We start from the raw sequence: 19831 nt of genomic DNA on the forward strand, positions 1-19831 counted from the left end.
GCGGACGGAATCGGAAGCATGCGGCAGGCAGCTGAACAATGAACGAAGGAGGAGGAGCGCCATGGATGAGGTTGTCATTGTCGGAGGCGCCCGGACAGCATTCGGCAAGTTCGGCGGGGTGTGGAAAGATAAAACGGCTGCTGATCTGGGCGGCATCGCAATTGGAGGGGCTCTGCACAGGGCGAATGTGCATCATTCAGAGGTGGATGAGGTCATGATGGGCATGGCGCTTCAGGCTGGAGCAGGCCAAAATCCCGCCCGCCAAGCAGCCAGATCAGGCGGACTCGATTGGCAGGTGCCTGCAGAGACGGTGAATAAGGTATGCGCATCAGGGCTGCGCAGTCTGACAATGGCCTCTCAAGTGATAAGAGCCGGTGATGCCGGGGTTATCGTTGCGGGTGGAATGGAAAGCATGAGCCAAGCACCGCATATGCTGAGCCACGCCCGCCAAGGGCTTCGATTGGGTGATGGGAAGATCGTTGATCTGCTGCATCGTGATGGTCTGCATTGTGCGTTTGACCCTATGCATATGGGCGATTACGCCAATCAGATCGCTGCTGAGTATGGGGTAAGCAGGCAGGCTCAGGATAATTGGGCCTTAAGAAGTCAGCAGCGGGCGGTTGAATCGATTCGAAGCGGCTTCTTTCACGATGAGATCGTACCTGCTGCTGTTGTGACTAAATCCGGGATGTCATTGACTGTAGAAACCGATGAAGCGCCAAGGCCTGACACGGATGCCGCAAAGCTGGCCGGCTTGCCTTTGGTGTTTAACGGAGCGGGTACGATAACGGCCGGGAATGCACCGGGCATCAATGACGGAGCGGCTGCACTCGTGGTTATGAGGAAGGATAGAGCTGTGCCAGGCAGCTCTGCGCCGCATGCTTTGATTCTTGCTCATGCTGCAGTCAGTGTGGAAGCGAGAAATTTCCCTATTACACCGGCACTTGTCATTCAGAAGCTGCTGCAGCAGAGCGGTATGGATATGCAGCGTATTGATTTATTTGAAGTCAACGAGGCGTTTGCAGTGGTTGTGCTGGCGAGCGGCTTAATAGCCGGATGGGATGAAAACAAGGTCAATATTCATGGAGGAGCTATTGCACTTGGGCATCCGATTGGAGCCAGCGGAGCCAGGATCGTGCTGACTTTAATCAATGGGCTCAGGCACCGCGGCGGCGGATATGGCATTGCCGCAATTTGCAGCGGCGGGGGACAAGGAGATGCCGTGCTTATAAGGGTGGATGGCTAAATGATTGGGGGTGGTGCAATGAGCTCGGAGATCCGCAGCATTCTGGTCGCGGGCAGCGGTCAGATGGGGAGCGGAATTGCGCAGGTGGCGGCACAAGCAGGCTGTGAAGTGCAGCTCTACGATGTCGAGGAGGAACGGATACAAAAGGCGCTTCGATCCATCGGTGATCATTTGGCCGGAAGTGTGGCAAAGAGCCGTATAACGGAGGAGCAGAGGGAAGAAATTCTGTCCCGCATTAAGGGCTGCGTCAAGCTTGAGTCAGCCGGTAAGGCGGATCTTGTCATTGAAGCGGTAACAGAGAACATCGCGGTCAAACAATCATTATTCCGTGAGCTGGATACGGTTTGCGCAGCCGAAACGATTCTGGCAACGAATACCTCCTCGCTTTCAGTGACGGAACTCGCAGCTGCAACCCGCCGGCCCGAGCGGATTGTCGGGCTGCATTTCATGAATCCGGTTCCGGTCATGAAGCTGGTCGAGCTCATTAGAGGCCTTCGGACATCCGATGAGGTGTGTGAAGCGGTGACAAGACTCGTGCAGCGGATGGGAAAGACGCCGGTGGAAGTGAATGATTACCCGGGCTTCGTGTCTAACCGTATTCTGATGCCGATGATTAACGAGGCGGTTTATGCCGTTTACGAAGGGGTTGCCGCGCCGGAAGCCATTGATCAAGTGATGAAGCTTGGGATGAATCATCCTATGGGGCCGCTCGCGCTCGCTGATTTGATTGGACTGGACACCTGCTTGGCCATTATGGAGACTCTGCAGGAAGGGTTCGGCGATTCCAAATATCGTCCTTGCCCGCTCCTTCGCAATTACGTGCATGCCGGTTGGCTCGGCCGCAAAGCGGGACGCGGATTTTATAGGTACCCGCAGAATAACTGAATCTATCTCGTCAGCCGGTTCTTCCTGCCTGTAAGAACATATACATGCTCGTATATCCTTCTCTATAGATTAGCGGGAAGAACTCTACATCGCCTTCAAAGGACGGATCAGCCGTTTCCTTTTCAAGATATGACGTAGGAGTTGAGTGAGTTTGAGGCTGCAGTTTACGGAGGAACAGGAGCTTCTTAGGCGGAGGGTGCGGGAGTTTGCGGCTGGTTCCGTCGCAAGCGCTGTTGCGGATATGGAAGAGAAGGATGCTTTCCCAAGGGAGCTCTTGAAGGCAATGGGTCAGGAGGGGTTAATGGGGCTGTCGATACCCAAGGAATACAGAGGCGCGGGAGCCGACATTGCCTCCTATATCATTGCCATTGAAGAGATTGCCAAGGTGAGTGCGGCGGTCGGCGTGATCTTGTCTGTGCATCTGTCTGTTGCATCACTGCCTATCGTCCATCATGGAACAAAGGAGCAGAAGAGCCGTTTCCTCCCTAAGCTTGCGACGGGAGAGCTGCTCGGTGCATTTGCATTAACAGAGTCCCATGCCGGTTCGGATGCCGCGAGCATTCGAACCTCTGCGATTCGCAGCGGTGATGAATATATACTGAACGGTTCGAAAATGTTCATCACGAGCGCCGGCGAGGCCGGTGTCTATATTGTCTTTGCCGTTGTGAAATCCGAGGGCTCGATCGATGGGATTACCGCTTTTATCGTGGAAAAAAACACCCCGGGTCTGCGGGTCGGGAAGAAAGAGAAGAAGATGGGCCTTCATGGCTCCAATACCTGCGAGCTGATTTTTGAGAATATGCGGGTGCCGGCAGCGCAGCGGCTCGGGCAGGAAGGGCAGGGGTTTATGATCGCCAAATCCGCGCTCACCGGAGGACGAATCGGCATCGGCGCACAGGCGCTTGGCATTGCCAAGGCGGCGCTTGCGGAGGCGGAGCGCTGGGAGATAGAGCGGCAATCACGTGCAAGACCAAGAACGCCTCTGCGGGATCCTAGTCTGATTGAACTGGCTGCGCAGGTTGAGGCTGCTCATTTGCTCGTGTATCGGGCGGCTTATTTGTACCAGAACGGGCTTCCTTGCAAGAAAGAAGCCTCGATGGCGAAACTGTTCGCCAGCGATACAGCCATGACCGTGACCTCAAGGGTGCTGCAGCGGCTAGGCCTGCATGGTCTGCAGGATGAGCATCCGGTTGAACGGTATTTTCGGGATGCGAAGGTGACGCAGATTTATGAAGGCACGAATGAAATTCACCGCATCGTCATTTCGAATGAGCTGCTGAAGCGTTAATAGGGGTGATGGGAGGCGATAAACGATGGCTCACAGATCTATGCCGGGGGAACTGCTTCGTGAGGCGCTGCAGCAGGAGAAGCCGCTGCAGGTAGCCGGTGTCATTCATGCCTATGCTGCGATGCTGGCGCAGGAGGCGGGGTTCCGAGCGCTGTATCTCTCCGGTGCAGGGGTAGCTAATGCCTCCTTCGGTCTGCCGGACCTTGGCATCACGACACAAAATGATGTCGTTGAGGAGGTGCGCCGCATCGGAGGTGCTGTGCAATTGCCGCTGCTGGTTGATGCGGACACGGGATTTGGAGCGGCTTTTAATATCGCCAGAACCGTTCGTGAGCTTATACGCGCAGGCGCCGCCGGTATGCATATCGAGGATCAAATTGCCATGAAGAGATGCGGGCATAGACCGAATAAGGAGCTTGTAGGCAAGTCGGAGATGGTGGACCGGATTAAGAGCAGCGTTGATGCCAGATATGAGGAGTCGTTTGTAATTATGGCGCGCACGGATGCTCTTGCAGAGGAGGGGATGGAAGCGACAATCGAACGGGCGCAAGCTTATGTGGAAGCGGGGGCGGATATGATTTTTCTCGAAGCTGCTGCCTCGCTGGAGCAGTACCGGACATTCATCGCTGAGGTGGATGCTCCGGTGCTTGCGAATATGACCGAGTTTGGGAGAACGCCGCTGTTCACGACAAGCGAGCTTGCGGAAGCAGGCATTCGGCTGGCCTTGTATCCCTTATCGGCTTTTCGTGCAATGAATGCAGCTGCTCTTCAGGTGTACCTTGCCATTCGCAAGGAGGGAACACAAGCTAGTGTGCTGAACCTGATGCAAACGAGGGAACAGCTGTACCGGATTCTGGGCTATTACGAGTATGAGAATAAGCTGGATCAGCTGTTCAGCAGTGATGGCGGTTCCGGAGATTAGCCGTGAATGATCTAGACAGCCCAAATTCCACAGCAGTCAAGGAGGGATATGCATGACAGTGAAGAAGCCTGGCGGCTTGGCCGGCATAGAAGCAGGGCAAACCGCGATCAGCACGGTAGGGAAGAACGGCAAAGGCCTCACCTACAGGGGATACTCCATTCATGATCTGGCTCTGCAGGGCACCTTCGAGGAAACGGCCTATTTACTCATACACGGGGAGCTTCCGGATGAGCAGCAGCTGGCTGATTATAAACAAAAGCTAATATCGTCTAGGAAATTACCAAACGAGCTGGCCAATCTGCTGGAGCTTCTGCCGGCCCATGCTCATCCCATGGAAGTGCTTCTTGCAGGCTGCTCCGTACTTGGTACGCTGGAGCCGGAGAACGAAGAGCGGACAGCCGGCGATATTGCCGACCGGCTGCTTGCGCTTACCGGTCCGATGCTGCTGTATTGGTACTATTACCACCATAACGGGTTACGGGTGCAGACGGAAACGCCGGATGAGAGCCTGGCGGGCCATTTTCTCCATCTGCTGCATGGGAGTCCCCCAGAGGAACTGGCGGTGAAGGCTTTCGATGTTTCGCTGACCCTTTATGCCGAGCATGAATTCAACGCCTCCACGTTTGCCTCCCGGGTAACAGCCTCAACGATGTCGAACTACTATTCCTGCATCACGACAGGCATTGGCACGCTCAGGGGCAACCTTCACGGCGGGGCGAATGAAGCGGTGATGGAGCTGATTACGAAGTTCCAGACACCGGATGAAGCGGAAGCCGGTATCCTGCAGATGCTCGCGGAGAAGCAGCTGATCATGGGGTTCGGGCATCGGGTATACACGGTGTCTGACCCGCGCTCTGACATTATTAAGGGCTTGGCGCAGCAGCTGTCGGCCTTGGCCGATGACGGCCATCTGTATGCCCTATCAGAGCGGATCGAGCAGGTCATGAGGCGCGAGAAAAACTTGTTTCCGAATCTGGATTTCTACAGCGCGGCAGCTTATCATTTCATGGGCATTCCGACTTGTCTGTTTACCCCGGTCTTTGTCCTTGCCAGAACGGCGGGATGGACGGCTCATATTATGGAGCAGCGCAGCAACAATCGGATCATTCGCCCCATTGCCGCCTATACCGGACCGGATCAATTAACTTGGGCGTCCGTGGACAGACGCAGACCGCCAACTGAAGAATCGAGGTGACTTGGTTTGGGAGAGCTGACCGGTAATGAAAGACCCGGGCCTGACCAGGTGCTTGTTGATATTGCGGATTATGTCATCGACTATGTCATTGACAGTGCGGAAGCGTACGAGACAGCCCGCTACTGCTTAATGGATACGATAGGAAGCGGTATACTGGCATTGCGTTATCCGGAATGCACGAAGCTTCTCGGCCCGCTCGTGCCGGGAGCGGAGATGCAGAGCGGCGGTGTGCGGGTTCCGGGCACGAGCTACCGGCTTGATCCGGTGACAGCTGCTTTCAACATCGGATGTATGAACCGCTGGCTGGACTATAACGATACCTGGCTTGCTGCGGAATGGGGTCATCCTTCGGATAATTTGGCGGCCATTCTCGCGGCTGCCGACTATCTCAGCCGGAGAAATGCAGCTGCCGGCAAAGCCCCTTTACGGATGCGCGATGTGCTGACCGCCATGATTAAGGCGCATGAAATTCAAGGCGTCCTGGCACTGGAGAACAGCTTCAACCGGGTGGGGCTCGACCATGTCATTCTGGTCAAGGCAGCCTCGACAGCGGTAGTGACGGCTTTGCTTGGCGGAACGAGGGAAGCAGTCGTAGATGCTTTATCCCATGCCTGGATAGATGGCCATGCTCTTCGGACTTATCGTCATGCGCCCAATACCGGCTCCCGCAAATCATGGGCGGCAGGGGATGCGGCAAGCCGTGCCGTGCGCCTGTCCTTGATGGTCATGAAGGGGGAAATGGGGTATCCCTCTGCTCTAACCGCCAAGGGCTGGGGGTTCTATGATGTGCTGTATGGCGGGAATGCTTTTTGCTTCCAACGTCCTTACGGCTCCTACGTCATGGAAAATGTATTGTTCAAAATCGCCTTTCCCGCTGAATTTCACGCTCAAACCGCAGTGGAAGGAGCGTTTCAGCTTCATCCTTCGCTCGTAAATCGGTTAGACGATATTGCTGCCATTACCATTACGACACATGAGTCTGCAATTCGGATTATTGATAAAAGAGGACCGCTTCATAACCCCGCCGACCGCGATCACTGCTTGCAGTATATGGTTGCGATCGGTCTGCTTCATGGCTGCTTGAGCGCGGATCATTATGAAGATTCAACGGCTGCCGATCCTCGTATCGATGCGCTCCGCCATAAGATGATTGTCCGGGAAGATCCTCTCTACACCAAGGATTATCTGGACCCGGGCAAACGTTCGATTACCAATGCGATTCAGATTGCGTTCAAGGATGGAAGCTCGACGGCGAAGATCGTCACGGAATATCCGATCGGCCACCGAAGAAGACGGCAGGAAGGCATACCGCTTCTGGTGAAGAAATTCGAAATGAATCTGGCCACACGGTTCCCTGCAAGGCATACGCAAACTATCCTGGGAATCTGCCGGGATCAGCAGGTGCTGGAAACGATGCCTGTTCATGAATTTATGGATTTGTTTATTATCTAGCTGCCGGATCTATTGACAGCGTTAATGGAAATACTGTAATCTTAATATACAAAGTTAACCGCTCGGATATTAGGTGATTATTCACTTGTTGAAGGCGGCTGGTCGACCATGCAAGTGGAGGCTTCTGGATGGATTTCGTTCAGGGGTCTTTTTTTGTTATTGAACGATTGGAGCGTACAGACAAATTTCACAGGTCAGGTCGACCGTTCATGGCGGAGGCATTCTCACACGAGGGTGCCTCTTTGCGTTTACCGGACAAACGATTGAGGAGGGAATGAATAATGAGTCAGCGAAGCTTACAAGCATTTGATCTGGAGCTGGATGCGGATGTACTTGTCATTGGCGGAGGCCCTGCAGGGACATGGGCAGCCATTACGGCCGCCTCTAAAGGTTCCAAGGTTGTATTGGTGGACAAAGGGTACTGCGGATCAAGCGGAGCGACGGCTCCTTCGGGCACAGGGGTCTGGTATGTAAAGCCGGATGGGCAGCTCCGCGAGGAGGCTAAGCAGAGCAGATACGGCTTAGGCGGCCGACTGGCGGAACATCAATGGATGGACCGTGTACTCGACCGGACCTATGAGAATATGAACAAGATTGGACAGTGGGGGTATCCGTTTCCGCTGGATGATAACGGCACGCAATATCGGAAAGGGCTGCAGGGTCCTGAATATATGAAGCTCATGCGCAGGCTTGTCCAGAAATCCGGCGTTCTCGTTCTGGATCACAGCCCGGCGCTGGAGCTTCTTGCCGATGAGCATGGCGTTGGCGGTGCAGCCGGTGTTCGTACACAGGCCGGGGGCACCTGGACGGTCCGTGCATCCGCGGTCATTATTGCCTCCGGCGGCTGTGCCTTCCTCAGTAAAGCCCTTGGCTGCAACGTGCTGACGGGAGATGGATATTTGCTCGCCGCTGAAGCGGGTGCAGAACTGTCAGGCATGGAGTTCTCCAATGCCTACGCCATCTCGCCTACCTTCTCCTCGGTTACCAAAACCGCATATTACCGCTATGCAAGCTTCTATTACGAGGATGGCTCGGTTGTGGAGGGAGCCGGCTCTACGAGCGGCCGTTCCGTTATCGCCCGCAGCCTGTTGGCCGGCCGGCAGGTGTATGCAAGGCTCGATCAAGCGCCTGCGGATATTCATCATTTGCTTCGAACCGGCCAGACGAATTTCTTCCTGCCCTTCGACCGCCTCGGAATCAACCCATTCACAGACAAGTTCCCCATTACCCTCCGCCTTGAAGGGACGGTTCGCGGGACGGGCGGCATCCATATCACAGATGAGAATTGCGCTGCCAAAGTACCGGGACTATACGCGGCTGGTGATGCGGCGACGCGCCAGCTTATCTGCGGCGGGTTTACGGGAGGCGGCAGTCATAACGCGGCTTGGGCCATGTCTTCGGGATCTTTTGCCGGTGAAGGGGCTTCGTTATATGCCAAAAGCATAGGCAGCAAGCCGGAGTCACGCCATCTGAAAGGATTGTCCTCCTCGCCGCTTGTAACAACAGGGGGAGGGCTGAAGGCGTCCAGGACGGAGGAGCATATTCGCGCGGTTCAGGAGGAAGTTACGCCATATGACCGCAACTTGTTCCGGACAGCAGCGGGCTTGCAGGCATCCATCGGACGGCTTGATGATCTCTGGCATGATCTGCGGAGCCAGGCGGTCACGCTGAATCCTCAAGGGGTCAAAGCCCGCGAGGCTGCGGCCATGACTGCGACTGCCCGCTGGATGTACAGCTCTGCGCTCGCCCGCACGGAAACCAGAGGCATGCATAAGCGAGTGGACTTCCCGCAGCAGGATACGGAGCAGCGGTATCGACTACTAAGCGGCGGTCTGGATCAGGTGTGGGTGAAGCCGGAGGAAGTTCAGAAGGAGGCTGTTTCTCTGTGATTGAGCTGCTTAGCGGGGCGAAATGCGTCTCTTGTAATCAATGCGTGAACGTGTGCCCGACCAATGTATTTGAACGGGTGGAGAATGGTATCCCAGTTATAGCAAGGCAGAGCGATTGCCAAACCTGCTTTATGTGCGAGCTGTATTGTCCGGTTGATGCGCTCTATGTGGCCCCGGATGCAGAGGGGCTTACTCATATAAGTGAGGAGACAGCCGCGGAGCAGGGTCTTCTCGGCGGGTATCGGGAGAAGGTTGGCTGGGGCCCAGGCAGAAAACCGGTTGCCGGCCATGAATATATGTATCAGCTGTCGACGAAGACACCCTTCTAGCGGATAGATCCATTAGATGCGTGAAGATGTGAGGAAGAACATTTGAGAGGAGATAATGAATATGGGGAAAAAAGTTACTGGCTGCTCAAGGCTTTAAGGTGGAGCTTGGCGAAGGGCTGTATATCAGCGGTGAGGTGAAGACGATCGAAGATGGAATTGCCAAGCCGGTATTAATTGTCAGCCACGGCTTCCGGGGACATCGATTATGGGGCTTCTGGCCGGACGTGACGACCCGTTTTGCGGAGCAGGGCTTCTATACCATAAGCTATGATTTCTCCAGAGTCAGTGCCAGAAAAGAAGAGCTCGGCGAGCAGGCGGTGGCGGAAGCGAGCACGGTGAGTACGGAGCTTCTGGATTTGGAAAGCCTGATATCGGAGCTTTTCCAAGGCGCTCTGCCGTTATCCAAGGAGGCGGATACCGTGCGGCTTGCCCTTCTGGGCCACAGCCGTGCGGGAGGGAGCAGCATTATTTTCGCATCCGAGCATGAGCAGGTTAAAGCGGTCGCGGTATGGAACGGGGGCGGAACGCCGTCTCTTCCGCCCCGGGATTCTTCGAATCCACCGCTTTCGCTGCAAGAGCAAGCGCTTGTTAAGGATGTTGAAGTGAATGCCGAGCGGTTTAATATTACGGACAAATTCGCTCAGCTGCAAATTCCGGTCCTGCTTGTGCAGGGGGCGAAGGATAATGAGCGGCTGCTCGCCCAGAATCAATTTCTTCAGGAGGCTGCTCCGCATCAGCATTTTGTCTCTATTGCCGGCGGGGATCATTTCTTCGGTGCGGCCGATCCTTATGAAGGATCGACCAGGCAGCTGGATGAGGCGGTGGAGGATACGATCCAATTTTTCAAGACCGTGTTCAGTGGAAAGGCTTAAAGGATAATCATGTAGTACAGCGGCTCCTTGGAAGGGGCCGCTTTTTTGCGTGTCACGACGGAATGGCGCAGGTGTTATTTAACCGCTCCGATGGATAGGCTGACTTTGTAATTGCCATACTGCAGGAGCTCGTCGAGGAAAGCATTCAGATCTGCCGGGGTGCCGACACGCACCCGCATCCAGTAGCAGCCTTCGCCGCTTACGCGATGGCACTCAGCGGCTCGGTCGCTATGCTGGACAAAGGACAGGAACGCATGATGGGCGGAGCTCGATTTCATGAAAACCGTAATGAAGGCATGAACGGACTGCCCGATTTTCTCTGGATTCCAGCGTACGGTGAACCCTTCAATAACGCCCATATCCTGAAGTTTGCGCACACGGGCGCCGACGGCTTGACCTGTCAGATGCACCTGCTGCCCGATATCCTTATGAGAGCGGAGAGCGTCCTCAAGCAAGCAACTGCAGGATTTGAATATCGATTGTATCTATGACGGACTGGCTCATCTCTTGAGATTTTCCTTTCAATTTGAAAGAACAAGAGGCATTTTCATTGCACGGAACGGTATCCATACAGGGATCTATCCTTTTATAATTGTAACAGATTAACATTTTGAAAGGGTAGAGGTGAGTTTGCGGGATGAGACTTCAACTAATTCGTCATGCCACATTAAATCTTCAGTATGCTGGACTGAACTTCTTGATTGACCCGATGTTCAGCGAGGCCGGAGTGAATCCGCCAATTAATAACTCTGCTAATGATCGACGGAATCCGCTCGTACCGCTGCCTATGAAGCTTGAGATATTGCTTAATCCGGATGCCGTTCTTGTGACACATGTGCATCAGGATCACTGGGATGAAGCAGCAGCGGCTGCTCTGCCCAAAGCAACTCCGATTCTATGTCAGCCAGGGAATGAAGAGACGATTTCCTCTTCCGGGTTCACGGATGTAACGGCCATTGAATCCGTAACTGCGTTCAAGCATGTGAACATCATACGAACAGGCGGTCAGCATGGGAGAGGTGAGATCGGCCGGAAAATGGGGCGAGTATCCGGGTTTATTCTTCAAGCCGATGGTCAGCCGACGGTATATATCGCAGGCGATACGATTTGGTGTGATGATGTGGTTCAGGCTCTGGATGCCTATAGACCCGATGTTACGATTGTAAATGCAGGCGGTGCGCGCTTCGCGGCCGGGGATCCGATTACTATGGATGCAGATGATGTGGTCAGCCTCTGTCAGCATGCGGCCTATACGAAGGTGGTTGCCGTTCATATGGACGCGATCAATCACTGTCTGACGACGAGAGCCGATTTGCGGAACCGGCTGTCCCATGAGGGATGGCTGGATCAAGTTTCCATTCCAGAGGATGGTGATGGGTTTGAGTATAATGGATAACTCGGTAAGCATACGTTCGAATATACAAATTTCAACGGATCGTCTTTTATTGGATCTGCCATTCGTTCACACCTATATGCACGATAACTTCTATTGGGCCCAATCATTGACCTTCGATACGTTTCAGCGGGCGGTAGAGCATTCCGCAGCCGTCTTTGGCATCTACGATCATTCTGCAGGCGCCCGGCAGACGGATTTGCGCGGGTTGTTTCCAATTGTGCGACGTTTGCTTATTTGACGGATGTGTTCGTTGTAGAATCGTATCGCGGGCAGGGATTATCGAAGAGGCTGATGCAGGCGATCATGGATCATCAAGAGCTGCAGGGTCTTCGCCGCTTCCTGCTTGTGACCTCGGATGCGAGCGGATTATACAGCCAGTTTGGCTTTCAGGCGTTAGAGGATGCCGATCATTGGATGCAAATATTCAATCCCCAGGATGGCAGCTAGCATCGGCGGCAGCCGCAAGTCAAAGAGGCGGTCTTGAAGTCATGAACATGACCTCGAGACCGCCTCTTGATGCGTCTATGATGATTTAAACCCTATTGCCGGAATTCTCCCGTATGAGCAGCTGTGCAGGAGATCACTTGTATGCGTATGATCAGCTGTGCTGGAGGAAACATCATGCGTATGAGCATCTATGCTGGAGGAACATCATGCGTAAGAGCGTCTATGCTGGAGATCACTTGTATGCGTAAGAGCGTCTATGCTGTAGATTATGCGTATGAGCATCTGTGCTGGAGATCACTTGTATGCGTATGATCAGCTGTGCTGGAGGAAACATCATGCTTAAGAGCGTCTATGCTGGAGGAAACATCATGCGTAAGAGCAACTATACTGGAGAAATACAGCTATTTCAGACGTTATTGACCTCTTATGAGCGCTATACTGGAAATTTCCACTTAAAACTTCCTAATCTAGCTCGATACAACCCTATTGGGCCCTCCTATTATGGAGGAAAGGCAATGGTTATAAACCCCGATCTTGGTGAGCAGCTCTTGTCGGTGCATGGAAGCTGCCGTCACTGCACAAGCAGCTGATGCCTCAAAGCAGCGTCGACTGCTTACCAATCGGTGCTCCAACGAGGGATAGAAGCTGTCAGCCAGCGTCACTAATCGATGCAGCCAGCCGATGCCCCAAAGCAGGCTGAAGCTGCTTGACAGACAGTCGGTACCTCCTCCAGCAGAGCCGACTGCCAGCCAACTGCCTGCAGCAGGCCCGGCTGCCGCCAGTCTCTAGCATCTCAGCCGGCACCCAAAGCGGACTTATCCGCTAACCGGCCTTATCGTTGCGGACTCTACCGGTGCAGATGGTAAGGCACAGTAGCGATGACAACGTCTTTTTGATTAATCAAATACGCCCGAAGCAGAAGGCTGGACTGATTATGCAAAATGTTTTGCCACCAATGCTTGGTGATGAACTGCGGGATCAAGACTGTAATATGGTCGGTTTCGGCATTTTTCCATTCGACCGTCTCAATGAACCGGACTAAAGGCCGGATAATGCTGCGATAGCTGGAACGAAGAATGATCAGCCGCACACCCGGATTCCATTCCTCCCATTTCTTCTCCATACGCTCGATTTCTTCATCATCAAACCCCACGTATACAGCAACCACATTATCGGTAAGCGACTTCGCGTAGCTAAGCGACTGCATAACGACCCGGGTAACGCCGGCAACTGGGACAACGATTGTGCTGCCCTTGGCCACAGGCTTATCAAGCTGAACATTCACCCGCAGCTCGTCAGCGGTATTCATGTAATGCTGATGGATTTTGAAGAAACCCAGAATGACGATAGGCAGGAAAATAAAGACCATCCATATTTGTCCGAATTTGGTGGAAATAAAGATGAGCGTAATGATCAGTGTCGTGAACATCCCGATTGTGTTGATGAGGAAGCCGACCAGCCAGCCGGACGGCCGAAGCTTGAGCCAGCGGATCATCATGCCAAGCTGGGATAAGGTGAACGGAATGAATACCCCAACCGCATAGAGCGGGATCAGGTTCTCCGTATTCCCATGGAACAGTATGACCAGCAGAGCCGAGAATACGCCTAGAAAAATAATGCCGTTCGAGAAACCAAGACGGTCACCGCGCACCATGAACGCATGCGGCATGTATTTATCCTTGGCCAGCATGTAGGCGAGCAGCGGGAAGGCAGAATAGGCCGTATTAGCCGCTAAGAATAAGATTAGAGCGGTAATGCCTTGAATGACATAGTAGAGTATGCCTCTTCCGAAGGTGGCATCGGCAATTTGGGAAACAACCGTTTCCTTCGCGTCGGGCTTGATCCCATACCAATAGGCCAATAAACTGATTCCGATAAACATGGCGCCTAGAATGGAGCCCATCATGATTAATGTTTTGGCCGCATTGCGTTCTGCCGGCTTCTTGAAGTTAGGAATGGCATTGGATACCGCTTCCACCCCGGTGAGTGCGGAACAGCCGGAGCTGAATGCCTTCAGGAGAAGGAATAAGCTGATATTCGAAACAGCCGAGCCAATTTCAGGTACATGTGCGTGAACACCCTGCGTCAGAACTTTTATAATACCGCATAGAATGAGTACAAAGATGGCGACAACGAAAAGGTAAACGGGGACGGCCAGTATGGAGGCTGACTCGCCGATTCCCCGAAGGTTCATAACCGTTAGAAACACAATCATAGTTAATGCGATAAGCACCCTGTGGTCATGCAGGGATGGAAAAGCGGATGTAATCGCATCCGTACCGGCCGATGAGCTAACCGCAACGGTTAGAATATAATCGACCAGCAGCGATCCGCCGGCAAGAAGTCCGGTCGACAGGCCGAGATTATCCTTGGCGACAATGTATGCGCCGCCACCTAGGGGATAAGCGAAAATCGTCTGGCGATAAGAGAGAATGAGAATGAATAAGAGGCCGAGAACCGCGATGGAAATCGGGATGGAATACCAAACAGCCGCAAAACCGGCAGCCATTAATACGAGCAGAATCTGCTCAGTGCCGTATGCGACTGAGGATAATGCATCTGACGATAAGACGGCCAGCGCCTTTAGCTTGCTTAATTTCTCTCCTTCCAGCTCTCCGCTCTTCATCGGACGGCCAATTAAAAAACGTTTAAATCTGCTGATCATGTCTGACTCCTTCTTCCTGAATAATCCAGTAAAAAATAACAATTTTTATCTATATCTATGAATGCAATATTCAACTTACAACGAGCGGGGATGAGCGGTCAAGATATTGTTTCTTTATGCGTTAGGATTACAGGAATATTAATCAAATGATATACTTATTGAAACTGACATTTATAGCGACACGAGGGGGATTAAGCAGGAATGAAATGGGATGGACATACACATACGAAATTTTGCTATCACGGAAGCGATGCTGCTGAGGAATTATACGTGGACCGCGCGATTGAGCTTGGGTTCGAGCGCTATACGATCAGCGAGCATCCGCCGCTTCCTTCCGGTTATGTAGTAGATGAGCGATTAATGAAAGAGCTGGCGATGCCAGAACATGAGCTGCCCTTATATATGAACTATGCGAAGCAAATTCAAGAGCAGTATCGCGGGAAAATCGAGATTACCGTGGGGCTTGAGCTGGATTATTTGCCAGGGCAGCTTTCCTATACAGAGCAGATCGTCGACAACTGGCAGCAGGAGCTGGAGGATGTGGTGTACTCTGTGCACTATTTGCCGGGATTGGGCGGGACACGCTCTATCGATTTCACGACGGAGGATTTTAAAACCCATCTATTGGCGTACTATGGATCCATGGAAAAGGTGGTGGACGAGTATTACAACCATGTGGAGGGGGCCATCGAGTTTGCCTCCAAGCTGCCGATGCGGAAGCGTATCGGGCATATTAACCTCATCGAGAAGTTCTCGCTGCAGCTGCCGCCGATTGATGAAGCCCAAGTGAGGAAGCGTCTGGAAGCGATCCTTCCGAAGCTTGCTAAGGGCGGCGTCGGAATCGATGTGAACACGGCAGGCCTTCGCGTAGCCACTTGCGGCAAGCCTTATGTGCCGGAATGGTTCATCCAAGAATGCCATCGCAAAGGGATCGAGTGCGTGTATGGTTCGGACTCCCATAAACCGGAGCATGTCGGCCTCGGCTGGGATTGGTTCGCACAGCAGACAGTCCGGCAGGCGAAGTAATCTTGGGAGCTCCAGCGGAGGAAGTTTAGAACGCTTCAAGAAATAGAGCTTTCAATAACGGAGAGCCGGGCAATTTTTACAAATTCAAAATAAACAAATTTAAAAAATTGCTTGGAACGGGTTCACCCATCCGGCAATTGGAATTTGAACCCCATCTGCGTATCTTCCAAAGGCATGCGGAGCGGTTGGGATTATGGAATAGGCGGTAATTAAAGCAGCAGGCAGCCCGGAACCCTATGTTCCAGGCTGCCTGCTGCTTTTACGCTAGATAAACCGGTGGAGGTCAGCACCTAAGCATCATCCTCCAGCACTTCGAGCAGAGGTTGCAGGAAAGCTTTCATGAAACTCCTCTGCGCCAGAGGCCATTGAGATCCATGCAGATTGCATCTGCTTCAGCAGGATTGAAATGGTTTATGTCGAACAAGAAGGTTAGTCATGAATTTACGAAACATACATAAATCACAAGCAGGATTTTACTCGTCAACATAAAAATTAATGCAGCAACATATTTAGTTTATACTGAATACATTTGGCAATCATCTTGAATGAACTGATGTATCAGCTAAATATACAGCTAGAAGGATGATATCTTATGGCACAAGTGTTTGATCCTAGCGTTTGGCATATCAGCTATTGGGAGTTAACGATCCGTCTGGTCCTGTCGCTAATTCTTGGCGGGCTCGTTGGGCTTGAGCGGGAGCTCGGCGGACATTCGGCCGGTTTTCGCACGCATATTCTCGTCTGCCTCGGTTCTTCGGCGATCGTTCTGCTGTCCATGTACGGCTTTGCCGAGTTTGCCTCTGAACCGAATGTGAGATTAGATCCGGCACGGCTCGCGGCTCAAGTGATAAGCGGAATCGGGTTTCTGGGTGCGGGTACGATTCTGCGAACCGGCATCACCGTATCCGGGCTTACGACAGCGGCTTCGTTATGGGTCGTTGCCGCTATCGGGCTGACGGTTGGTGCGGGCTTTTATTACGGTTCGGCTGTGCTGACGCTGCTCGTCGTAATCAGCTTGTTTCTCCTTAATAAATTCGAACGCAAATTTTCCCGGAACAAAAGGAAGCGGGAGCTCGTTATCAAAATTCAAAAAAGCTCCTCAAGCTTGAATCAGGTCGTCTCCGAGCTGAACCATCATGGCATCCAGATTAGCAAAATGCTCGTAGAAAACGATGAGACAGCAGACGTCGACCGTAACTCCGTTCTCATCGTGAGGGTTCAGGTGAAGCTGATCAAGCCGATTAAATTCGAAGAAGTCATTATCACTTTAGCGACTATTGATGGTGTAATGGGCCTGGAAACCGGCGGAGAATCGTTATAGCATGCTGGGCTTGCTGCCCGAGGGGAATGAAGAATGGCAGAGTGGATGACAAGCTTAGGTATCGATCTAGGCACAAGCACAACAAAGCTGATTGTAAGCCGGCTGCAGATCACACCGGTATCGCAGCCATTCGGTTTTCCCGAATATCGGATTACGAATCGTGAATTGGTGTACTGCAGCGATATCCATACGACACCGCTGCTGGGCACGGATGAAATTGATTACGGGCGAATTGTGATGCTCCTTGAAGAAGAGTACAGAAGAGGGGATATTCAGCTGACCGATATTAAATCCGGCGCGGTTATTATTACAGGCGAGACGGCCGGCAAACGCAATGCCGAGCCGATTGTCCATCATCTGGCGGAGCGGGCGGGCGACTTTGTCGTTGCTGCTGCAGGCGCCGAGCTGGAAGGGATTCTTGCCGGGCGCGGCTCTGGCGCAGAAGCAAGGTCGCTAATTAGCAGCGAGACGGTCCTCAACATTGATGTAGGAGGCGGTACAGCCAATGCAGCATACTTTCGCAGAGGAAGCTGCATAGCTGCCCTAACGCTCCGAATTGGAGGGCGTTTGATTCGTGTGAACAAGAGTGGAGTCATCCAGGAAATAGCTGCTTCGTTTGCACCCTGGCTCGCAGCGGAGGGATATTCAATCCGCTGCGGGGAGCAGGTTGACTTCACTGTTTTACAGGACATCGCCTCCCGCATGGCGGCATGCTTGCTGTCCGCAATCAGCAGCTGGAGCGGCGGAAGGGGAATAGACCCTGCCGCACTGCTGCTGAATATAGGTGAGGCTGCAGCTGAAGGGCCTCCATTCGGAGAGCTGATGATTTCCGGCGGAATAGCAGCGTTAATGACGCAGAAGGCTCCGCAATCTGTAGAAGAAACGGCTGTCTATGGCGACATCGGCCCGCTGCTTGCCCATGCCATCATGCGGGAAGCGGAGCGCCGGCAGCTCATCTGCATCCCTCCCGAGCAGACGGTTAGAGCAACCGTAATCGGTGCAGGGATGCATACGACTGAGCTGAGCGGCGCCACGGTCTATATAACGCCGGGGGTGCTGCCGATCCGTAATTTGCCGGTTGTAAAGATTCCATTAACGGAAGGGCTGCTTGCAGATGCTGCAGCTGCCGAGCTGCATCTATCGGAGCATATGAAGCTTGCTCATAGACTATATGGCGCGCATACCTCTTCCCCTTGTGCATTTGCTTTAACAGGACTCGGTTATTGCTCGTATACGGCTATGCAGCATTTAGCGGATGCGATAACGGACGCCTATTTGAAGAATGATCCAGAGCATTCAGCGGTCGTTATCATTTGCTCGAATGATATGGCCAAAGCGCTTGGGCAAGCCCTGGCCTTCCGGATGGATGATGCCGCTTCAATCATTTGTATCGATCAGATTAACGTTAAGCACGGGGATTATATCGATGTAGGAGAACCGCTCAGCGGCGATCTCATTCCAGTCATTATCAAGACACTTGCGTTTTTGTCAGGAGGATAATCATGAGCTTTAGCAGAACGGCAACGATTCGAGGACGCTCTTATACCTTTCATCATTTGAAGGAACTCATGGCGAAGGCAAGCGAAGAGAAGTCAGGCGATCAGCTGGCCGGTATTGCGGCTGCCGACACAAGCGAGCGAATCGCCGCCAAGCTTGTCCTCTCAGAGCTTACGCTGGCCGAAATTCGGGACAATCCGCTGCTTCCGGCTGAAGAGGATGAAGTCACGAGAATCATTGAATCCCATATCGATGAGCAGGTTTACAGGGAGATCAAGAACTGGTCCGCCGCGGAGCTGCGGGAGTATATATTACAAACAAGCACGGGCGGCGCGGAGATTCAACGATTGAGCCTTGGGCTCACCAGTGAAATGATTGCGGCTGCAGCCAAACTGATGAGCAATCTGGATCTTATGCAGGCCGCAGCCAAAATCAATATTCTTACAACATGCAATCATACCATTGGACAGCGGGGTGTGCTGGCTGGAAGAGCGCAGCCTAATCACCCGGCAGACAGCATTCGGGGGATGAAGGCATCGCTGTATGAAGCCTTAAGCTACGGCATCGGTGATGCGGTCATTGGCATTAACCCGGTTATTGATACCGCCCATAGCGTGAAGGAGCTGCTGCTTGCGACCAAGGAAGTCATGGAGCGCTGGAAGGTGCCAACGCAGAACTGCGTGCTTGCGCATATTACGACGCAGATGCGGGCAATCGGTCTTGGCGCTCCGGCGGACATGGTTTTCCAGAGCTTGGCCGGAACGCAGCAGGGCAACAAAGCATTCGGCATTGATGCAGCGCTGCTGGATGAAGCGGATGAGCTGATTCGCAGGGAAGGGACCGGAAGCGGGCCTAACCGGTGGTATTTTGAAACCGGACAAGGCTCGGAGCTTTCCTCGGAAGCTCATGCCGGTATTGATCAGCTCACACTGGAAGCCCGCTGCTACGGACTTGCCCGCCATTATAAGCCATTCATGGTCAATACGGTGGTTGGATTCATCGGGCCGGAATATTTGTATGACAGCAAACAGGTGATAAGAGCCGCTCTTGAGGATCATTTCATGGGTAAGCTGCATGGGCTTCCGATGGGAGTCGATGTCTGCTATACGAATCACATGAAGGCAGACCAGAATGATATGGATAATCTATCGGTGCTGCTTGCTTCCGCAGGTGTGAATTTCCTCATTGGCGTACCGATGGCGGATGACTGCATGCTGAATTATCAATCGACGAGTTACCATGATATTGCGACCGTCAGGGAGCTGCAGGGCTTAAGGCCTGCCCCTGCATTTGAGCGCTGGCTTGAAGATATGGGGCTTATGGAGAATGGCAGATTAACCGGACGAGCCGGCGATGCGGCGATATTCGCCTAGCAGGGAAGCCGGTGGAGGGAAGGAAGGT

General features: G+C 53.0%; 17 protein-coding genes and 1 pseudogene. 16 read left to right on the plus strand and 2 right to left on the minus strand.

Annotated elements, in window-relative coordinates; genetic code table 11:
- The first annotated feature begins 61 nt into the window (after positions 1-61).
- The 9 genes from ACFPYJ_RS09225 (at position 62) to ACFPYJ_RS09265 (ending at position 10078) form a co-directional block, all read left to right on the plus strand.
- The gene (locus tag ACFPYJ_RS09225) at positions 62-1246 is read left to right on the plus strand and encodes an acetyl-CoA C-acetyltransferase (RefSeq protein WP_379187816.1); all 1185 of its coding nucleotides are present in this window, start codon (positions 62-64) and stop codon (positions 1244-1246) included.
- An 18-nt stretch (positions 1247-1264) separates the two neighbouring features.
- The gene (locus ACFPYJ_RS09230) at positions 1265-2131 is read left to right on the plus strand and encodes a 3-hydroxybutyryl-CoA dehydrogenase (RefSeq protein WP_379187817.1); all 867 of its coding nucleotides are present in this window, start codon (positions 1265-1267) and stop codon (positions 2129-2131) included.
- Between the two features lie 151 nt (positions 2132-2282).
- Complete coding sequence (locus ACFPYJ_RS09235; protein WP_379187818.1) at positions 2283-3419, plus strand: acyl-CoA dehydrogenase family protein; 1137 nt, start codon at positions 2283-2285, stop codon at positions 3417-3419.
- A gap of 25 nt (positions 3420-3444) precedes the next feature.
- On the plus strand, positions 3445-4341 hold the full coding sequence (prpB, locus tag ACFPYJ_RS09240; protein ID WP_379187819.1) for a methylisocitrate lyase: 897 nt from the start codon (positions 3445-3447) through the stop codon (positions 4339-4341).
- Between the two features lie 52 nt (positions 4342-4393).
- Positions 4394-5536 carry a bifunctional 2-methylcitrate synthase/citrate synthase gene (gene prpC, locus ACFPYJ_RS09245; protein ID WP_379187820.1) on the plus strand — a complete coding sequence of 381 codons (1143 nt, stop codon included), beginning with the start codon at positions 4394-4396 and terminating at the stop codon, positions 5534-5536.
- 6 nt (positions 5537-5542) lie between these two features.
- Positions 5543-6988, plus strand: a complete 1446-nt coding sequence (locus ACFPYJ_RS09250) for a bifunctional 2-methylcitrate dehydratase/aconitate hydratase (protein ID WP_379187821.1) — start codon at positions 5543-5545, stop codon at positions 6986-6988.
- 281 nt (positions 6989-7269) lie between these two features.
- Positions 7270-8877, plus strand: a complete 1608-nt coding sequence (locus ACFPYJ_RS09255; RefSeq protein WP_379187822.1) for an FAD-dependent oxidoreductase — start codon at positions 7270-7272, stop codon at positions 8875-8877.
- On the plus strand, positions 8874-9206 hold the full coding sequence (locus tag ACFPYJ_RS09260; RefSeq protein ID WP_379187823.1) for a 4Fe-4S dicluster domain-containing protein: 333 nt from the start codon (positions 8874-8876) through the stop codon (positions 9204-9206). Before ACFPYJ_RS09255 ends, ACFPYJ_RS09260 begins: the two co-directional genes overlap by 4 nt.
- A gap of 98 nt (positions 9207-9304) precedes the next feature.
- Complete coding sequence (locus ACFPYJ_RS09265) at positions 9305-10078, plus strand: alpha/beta hydrolase family protein (RefSeq protein ID WP_379187824.1); 774 nt, start codon at positions 9305-9307, stop codon at positions 10076-10078.
- A 74-nt stretch (positions 10079-10152) separates the two neighbouring features.
- On the opposite strand, the pseudogene ACFPYJ_RS09270 reads toward ACFPYJ_RS09265, so the two are convergent.
- A pseudogene (locus ACFPYJ_RS09270) lies at positions 10153-10582 on the minus strand (Lrp/AsnC family transcriptional regulator).
- A 133-nt stretch (positions 10583-10715) separates the two neighbouring features.
- Between ACFPYJ_RS09270 and ACFPYJ_RS09275 the strand changes: the two are divergent.
- The 3 genes from ACFPYJ_RS09275 to ACFPYJ_RS09285 are packed head-to-tail and all read left to right on the plus strand — an operon-like array spanning position 10716 to position 11921.
- On the plus strand, positions 10716-11474 hold the full coding sequence (locus ACFPYJ_RS09275; RefSeq protein WP_379187825.1) for an MBL fold metallo-hydrolase: 759 nt from the start codon (positions 10716-10718) through the stop codon (positions 11472-11474).
- A complete protein-coding gene (locus ACFPYJ_RS09280) occupies positions 11458-11712 on the plus strand; it encodes a hypothetical protein (RefSeq protein WP_379187826.1) in 255 nt (84 codons plus the stop codon). Before ACFPYJ_RS09275 ends, ACFPYJ_RS09280 begins: the two co-directional genes overlap by 17 nt.
- A 5-nt stretch (positions 11713-11717) precedes the next feature.
- Positions 11718-11921, plus strand: a complete 204-nt coding sequence (locus tag ACFPYJ_RS09285; RefSeq protein ID WP_379187947.1) for a GNAT family N-acetyltransferase — start codon at positions 11718-11720, stop codon at positions 11919-11921.
- Positions 11922-12768: 847 nt separating this feature from the next.
- Here ACFPYJ_RS09285 and ACFPYJ_RS09290 read toward each other — a convergent pair.
- Positions 12769-14586 carry an APC family permease gene (locus ACFPYJ_RS09290; RefSeq protein WP_379187827.1) on the minus strand — a complete coding sequence of 606 codons (1818 nt, stop codon included), beginning with the start codon at positions 14584-14586 and terminating at the stop codon, positions 12769-12771.
- A gap of 201 nt (positions 14587-14787) precedes the next feature.
- Here ACFPYJ_RS09290 and hisJ point away from each other — a divergent pair, with 201 nt between their 5' ends.
- From hisJ to ACFPYJ_RS09310, 4 genes are all read left to right on the plus strand, one after another.
- Entirely contained in the window at positions 14788-15612 is an 825-nt protein-coding gene (gene hisJ / locus ACFPYJ_RS09295; protein WP_379187828.1) for a histidinol-phosphatase HisJ, read from the plus strand.
- Positions 15613-16204: 592 nt separating this feature from the next.
- Positions 16205-16933, plus strand: a complete 729-nt coding sequence (locus tag ACFPYJ_RS09300) for an MgtC/SapB family protein (RefSeq protein ID WP_379187829.1) — start codon at positions 16205-16207, stop codon at positions 16931-16933.
- Positions 16934-16966: 33 nt separating this feature from the next.
- A complete protein-coding gene (locus ACFPYJ_RS09305) occupies positions 16967-18433 on the plus strand; it encodes an ethanolamine ammonia-lyase reactivating factor EutA (RefSeq protein ID WP_379187830.1) in 1467 nt (488 codons plus the stop codon).
- Between the two features lie 2 nt (positions 18434-18435).
- Positions 18436-19803, plus strand: coding sequence for an ethanolamine ammonia-lyase subunit EutB (locus ACFPYJ_RS09310; protein WP_379187831.1), 1368 nt, complete (start codon positions 18436-18438; stop codon positions 19801-19803).
- Positions 19804-19831 lie beyond the last annotated feature (28 nt).

Source organism: Paenibacillus solisilvae (assembly GCF_042656405.1).
GTDB lineage: Bacteria > Bacillota > Bacilli > Paenibacillales > Paenibacillaceae > Paenibacillus_Z > Paenibacillus_Z solisilvae.